Source organism: Pantoea sp. UBA5923, from assembly GCF_002431095.1.
GTDB lineage: Bacteria > Pseudomonadota > Gammaproteobacteria > Enterobacterales > Enterobacteriaceae > Pantoea > Pantoea piersonii.
This window is the reverse complement of sequence record NZ_DJDN01000083.1, coordinates 1-6004: the sequence shown is the minus strand read 5'-3', so window position 1 is coordinate 6004 and position 6004 is coordinate 1. Positions and strand designations below refer to the sequence as shown.

Annotated in this window: 4 protein-coding genes; 2 read left to right on the top strand and 2 right to left on the bottom strand. The window is 57.8% G+C overall.

Going from position 1 to position 6004, the window contains the following annotated elements:
• Positions 1-644: 644 nt before the first annotated feature.
• A complete protein-coding gene (locus B3797_RS19325; protein WP_311783394.1) occupies positions 645-806 on the bottom strand; it encodes a hypothetical protein in 162 nt (53 codons plus the stop codon).
• 711 nt (positions 807-1517) lie between these two features.
• Here B3797_RS19325 and B3797_RS19320 point away from each other — a divergent pair.
• Entirely contained in the window at positions 1518-1757 is a 240-nt protein-coding gene (locus B3797_RS19320) for a biofilm development regulator YmgB/AriR family protein (protein ID WP_311791921.1), read from the top strand.
• A gap of 159 nt (positions 1758-1916) precedes the next feature.
• Here B3797_RS19320 and B3797_RS19315 read toward each other — a convergent pair whose 3' ends face one another.
• Entirely contained in the window at positions 1917-2474 is a 558-nt protein-coding gene (locus tag B3797_RS19315; protein ID WP_311783396.1) for a YbhB/YbcL family Raf kinase inhibitor-like protein, read from the bottom strand.
• A gap of 282 nt (positions 2475-2756) precedes the next feature.
• Here B3797_RS19315 and B3797_RS19310 point away from each other — a divergent pair.
• Positions 2757-6004 (top strand): ATP-dependent helicase (locus tag B3797_RS19310; RefSeq protein ID WP_311791920.1); only part of this gene is annotated, 3248 nt, incomplete at its 3' end.

The window sequence follows — 6004 nt, the reverse complement described above, 5'->3', positions numbered from 1 at the left end:
TCGAGCAGGTTCTTCATCACTTTCCTTCCTGGTTAGTCTGTCTGATGACAATGGGCAATAAATGTAAAAATTAAGCCGGGCCAATTTTTCAATAAATAGTTGGGCTTTAAGGCAAATAGTTGGATGCGCGTTTTTTACCAAACGCACCGCAACTAATATTCAACAGAAAAGGATTATAGGTTGCTAACGGTGATTTACCACCGAGTGTACAGACGATATTTACTGGAGGTTAGCATTAAGGCAAACGCAAAAATAATCCAATAATACAATAGGTTAAGTCTACACATACCGAGCCACGCCAGCCAGTCGGTAAGCCTGTCTGGATGATTGAATTTTATTAGTATCATAAACTAAAGTTTAGCGAGTAGATGCCGATACACCGCCGCCACAATTTATTTAGCCCTAGATAAGCTGCAAAAATAATCGACGTCACCAGGTGCATTTTATCTGCTTAGTGAGGAGTTAATTAATTCAGTTTTAACTGATGAATTTTGCTGCGTTATAATGCGTTTGTTTAATACGCGAACTAACTGAGAAGCGCAGAACTCATCTAAAACAGATAAAAGCGATAATAATCTGCCCGGACGCACAGTTTTTGCATCAGCGCAGGCTATTAATCAGGCTTAAAAAGCGCAGGATAAGTGCTAAAGACTCAGTTTGCTGCGGGCCAGCCACGCCTTCCAGCGATTTTCCACCAGATGGTAACGGTAACCTCTGAAACTGTCGCGTCTCAGCCAGCGTTCCTCAAAAAATTCATCACTGCGGATCCAGCGTTCAAACAGCTGGCGCTCAATCTCTTCATTCATTTCTGATTTTCTCGTCTCTCTTTCACGCTTCGGTTAACGATAAGTATAGACGCCTAAAACCGCCTGTTGCGCTTCGCTACCCACTATCACCCGCCTTAAAGAAGGGAGCTTTTTACTGGCGCATTTATTCAGACGTCTCAGCAGAACGAGACAGGGTCTTAAGCGTAAGCCGCTGGATATGCTGGGGAATATAATGTGACTTCTTTCACGAATCAGCACTTTTGGCAAATCAGTACAAAGGGTTGAAAATTGTATAAAAAATATGTTTTATCTATTTAATATGAATATATTAGGCGAGCAGCTTTCTTGTTTACGCTTAATTCGCAACAGGAATTAAAAGCAGGTGATGAAATTTATTATTGATATATTGCCGTTCTGATTTCATAGTTCAGTCGTCTCTGAAGATTTCTCTCTCTGAACGGGATCACGCGGCGTTTCGGGTAGTGGTGCTGAAGGTGCGGAAAAAGAAACGTAAATGTGCTCAGGTGAGTGCTGGTCAGAAAAAGCGTGAACAAGCTGAAACAGGCGGTACGAGTGATAATCGGCCCTGACCCCTTATCCAGGGAAGCTGGAACAGCAACCGTCAATTTCCATACGTGCTTTTATATACTGTACCGCCAGCTTTATCTGGCTCTCTCCTTTATCGCCGGATCGTAAGCGGAAATTTTATGCAGCAACGCTATTTATTGCCATTATGTCCCGGGAGGTCCAATGTCAGATAAAAGTAGCGAAATGCTCCTCTGCACCCTGAAAGAGAAAGCGCTCAGCGATGAAGCCGCGATCCGCTACCTCACCATCGGAATGATCGTGTGTGAATTAATACGCGCTGAAAAAGCGGTCAGCCGCAAATCGATCTGCTGCAAATTACTGAAGCGGCTTGAACAGGCGCAAAATAAAGAAGAAGAACGGATCTATTACCGGCTTTTTCGTATGCTCTTTGGCCGACAATAACGGCTTCCTTATATCGCCTGCGTCATTTTTACCCTACCCCACCCGGTTCCGCTTTTCATCGAGCGGGACCTGCTGTTAATGGGTTTTATTGAGCCTGCTTTTATCGTCTGCGCTGCAATGACCGTTGCGTAGGCCGTGTCAGGCCTGCGCCTTTTTGCTTTACTGCTGCGGATCGTTGCTGAACCGCCCTATCAGCGAGGCGGCGCCCAGCGCATGGCCTTTAAGCTGCTTCAGCAGCTCATCATGCGTTAACCCCGCTTTAAGCTGTTCAGGCGGCAGATCGGTGGCGATCATGACGAAGTTGTAGTGATGTATTCCGCTGCCGACCGGCGGACACGGCCCATACCAGGCGGTGGTGCCGGGAGAGTTTTTGCCGCCGGTATAGCCTTTGCCTTTCGTTAAATCGCCCTGGGCGAAAGCGGTCGTCGCGGCGGGAATGTTATAGGCGACCATATGGGTGACGCCAAGCCCTTTGCCGCCCACAGGATCGGTGACCAGCAGCGCGAAGCTCTTTGTTCCCTGCGGCGCGTTCGACCAGCTTAGCGCCGGGGAAACGTTATCGCCGGTACAGGCGGGGCTGTTTTTATTGTTGCCGGCGAACGCTTTCGCTAAAAAAGCGTTATCGGTAAAATCCTGCGACTGCAGCGTAAAAATCGGCGCGGCTGCAAAACTGGCTGCGGGCAGTGCCGCCAGCAGAATGGCGCTTGCTAATCTCATACCCTCTCTCTCCGTTCAGGTTGCTGAAACCTGAGTATGGAAGGCGGAGCGAAAATAAGCATGAAAACAGTGCGTAAGTTTATGCCCAGGGCGTAAGAACTTTTTGCATCAGCAGGCAGACAGCGTTGCGCCGACGAAGCTGGCCCGCCACGGCATCGCTGAATGGAAAGCGATCGAAACCTGCGAGTTTCTGCGCCGCGCATCCCTTTTTTTACCGCGCAGCGCTTAGCGCAAAGGTCTACGCTTAGGCATTCCCTGCAAATACGGTGATTTCAATCTCTTATGTCCGCCAAGGCTGCTGCGCTTGCACGCTTTTCTCCCGCTACCCAACGCTGGTTCCAGTCTACCTTCGCTGCGCCTACGCCGGTGCAGTCGGCGGCCTGGGACGCCATCGCCAGCGGTAAACATGCTTTAGTGATTGCCCCGACCGGATCGGGCAAAACGCTGGCAGCATTTTTGCACGCCATCGACGCGCTGTTTCGCGAACGTGAGCAGCAGGAGACGCCGGATAAAGCCACCCGCACGCGTATCCTCTATATCTCGCCGGTTAAAGCCCTGGCTGCGGACGTACAGCGCAATTTGCAGCTCCCGCTGGAGGGGGTTTACCAGCAGCGCTGCCAGCATGACGAAAAAACCATCGCGCTAACGGTCGGCATGCGTTCAGGCGATACCCCCAGCGGTGAACGGGCGAAGCTGCAGCGCACGCCGCCCGATATCCTGATCACGACGCCGGAATCGCTTTTTCTGATGCTGACCTCTCGCGCCCGCGAGGCGCTGCGCGGCGTCACCACCCTGATACTGGATGAGGTGCACGCGGTAGCGGGCAGCAAGCGCGGCTCGCAGCTGGCGGTCAGCCTGGAACGCCTCGATGCGCTGTTGCCGCAACCGGCGCAGCGCATCGGCCTTTCCGCCACGGTGCAGCCGGTCGAGCGCGTCGCGCAGTTCCTCGGCGGGGTACAGGAGACCATCGTCGTCAATCCGCCCGCCTCGCGCGCGCTGGAGATGCGCATCGCCGTTCCGGTCGAGGATATGACCGATATACCGGGACGCCCGGACGCCAGCGGCGCGCCGGAAACGGGCGGCGCGGCGGGATCGCTCTGGCCGCATATCGAACAGCGCGTCCTTGAGCTGGTGCTGGCGCGGCGCACTACTATTGTGTTCGCCAACTCGCGCGGCCTGGCGGAGAAGCTGACCGCCAGGCTCAACGAACGTTACGCCGCAGCTCTCAGCGCGAAGGAAGCCGCTGAGGAACCGGCTCATGCCTGGGGTTCTTTCAGCGGCGGTACGGAGAAACGCAGCGACGGCGCGCCGGTCACCCTCGCCCGCTCCCATCACGGTTCGGTCTCTAAAGAGCAGCGGCGGGAAATCGAAGATGCGTTAAAAGCGGGCGAGTTGCGCTGCGTCGTCGCCACCTCAAGTCTGGAGCTGGGTATTGATATGGGAACGGTCGATCTGGTGATCCAGATCGGCGCGCCGCCTTCGGTCGCCAGCGCGCTGCAGCGCGTCGGCCGCGCCAGCCATCAGGTAGGCGGCGTTTCAAGCGGTATCGTCTTTCCGCGCACGCGGCGCGACCTGGTTGACGCCGCCGTTATTGTGCAGTGCATGCTGAACGGCGAACTGGAACCTGTCGCGCCGCCGCACAATCCGCTTGACGTGCTGGCGCAGCAGACGGTCGCCGCCGTGGCGATGGATACCCTCCCTGCGGATGCGTGGTTCGCCACCGTACGCCGCGCCGATCCCTTTCGTACCCTGCCGCGCAGCCTGTTTGATGCCACGCTGGATATGCTGTCGGGCAAATATCCCTCCGATGCGTTCGCCCAGTTTCGCCCGCGCCTGATATGGGATCGCGAAACGAACCTGTTAAGCCCGCGCCCTGGCGCGCAGCATCTCGCCGTCACCAGCGGCGGCACCATTCCCGATCGCGGCGCTTTCAGCGTGATGCTGCCGGAAGGCGAAGAGCAGGCGGGATCGCGCCGGGTTGGCGAGCTGGATGAAGAGATGGTGTATGAATCACGGGTAAACGACATTATCACGCTCGGCGCGACCTCCTGGCGCATCCAGCAGATTACCCACGATCAGGTGGTGGTGGTGCCCGCGCCAGGCCGCTCGGCCCGACTGCCCTTCTGGCGTGGCGACGGGCTGGGGCGATCGGCGCTGTTGGGCGAACGCATTGGCCGCTTCCTGCGCGAAACGGAAGCGGAACAGCGTTCCGGCGCGGCGAGCCAGGCGACAGGGCTTGATGCCAGCGCGCAGCATAATATTCAGGCGCTGATAGCGGAACAGCGCGAGGCGACAGGGCTGCTGCCGACCGATCGTACGCTTCTGGTTGAACGCTGCCGCGATGAGACCGGCGACTGGCGCGTGATCCTGCATTCGCCGTGGGGCCAGCGGGTGAATGCGCCCTGGGCGCTGGCGGTGGCGGACCGCATCCGCCACCGGATGGGGCTGGATCCCGCTATCGTGGCAAGCGATGACGGTATTGTCGCGCGCTTTCCCGATATGGAAGGCCGCGTGCCGGGCGCCGAGCTGTTTCAGTTCGATGCCGATGCCCTGCAGTGCGCGGTCGCTGACGCTATCGGCCACTCGGCGCTGTTTGCTGCCCGCTTTCGCGAATGCGCGGCGCGCGCCCTGCTGCTTCCGCGCCGTAACCCCGGCAAGCGCTCGCCGCTCTGGCAGCAGCGGCTACGCGCCGGAGAGCTGCTGGCGGTGGCGCGCGAATATGCTGACTTTCCTGTGCTGATTGAGACCGCGCGCGAGTGTCTGCAGGATGTTTACGATCTGCCTGCGCTGCACCAGCTGATGACGCGCATACAGAACGGCAGCGTGCAGTTTGCCGAGGTCACGACCGAGGTGCCGTCGCCTTTCGCCGCGCCTTTGCTCTTTGGTTACGTGGCGGAATTTATCTACGCCACCGATGCGCCGCTGGCTGAGCGTCGCGCATCGCTGCTGGCGCTCGACAGCGGCCTGCTGAGCGAACTGCTTGGCCAGGTCGATATGCGCGAACTGCTCGATGCCGGGGTGGTGGCAGCCGTGGGCAGAGAACTGCAGCGCCTCGCTGTGCGCTACAAGGTTACTGATAAAGAGGGCGTTGCCGATCTGCTGCGTGAACTGGGGCCACTAAGTGCAGAGGCGCTGGCGGCGCGATTTCACGGCGATGCGCCAGCGCGCGCGGTCGCTGAGCTGACGGAAGCGCATCGCGCCGTTGAGGTGACCATTGCCGGCGAGCGGCGCTGGGCGGCGATCGAGGATGCCGCGCGCCTGCGCGATGCGCTCGGCGTCGCGCTGCCGCAGGCTATTCCCGCCGCTTTTTTACAGCCGGTCGCCGATCCGCTGCGCGATCTGCTCAGCCGCTACGCCCGCACTCACACCCCTTTTACCACCGGCCAGCTGGCGCGTCATTTCGGCCTTGGCACGGCGGTCGTCAGCGAAACGCTGGAGCGTATGCGCGCGCAGGGCAAACTGCTCAAGGGTGATTTTGGCCTGGCTGAAGAAGATGACGCTGCCGCCTGGCGCGACCAGTGGGTCGCCGA

Coding starts and splice junctions, on each gene's coding strand:
- B3797_RS19325 (WP_311783394.1), bottom strand. CDS start 806: ATGAATGAAGAGATTGAGCGCCAGCTGTTTGAACGCTGGATCCGCAGT.
- B3797_RS19320 (WP_311791921.1), top strand. CDS start 1,518: ATGTCAGATAAAAGTAGCGAAATGCTCCTCTGCACCCTGAAAGAGAAA.
- B3797_RS19315 (WP_311783396.1), bottom strand. CDS start 2,474: ATGAGATTAGCAAGCGCCATTCTGCTGGCGGCACTGCCCGCAGCCAGT.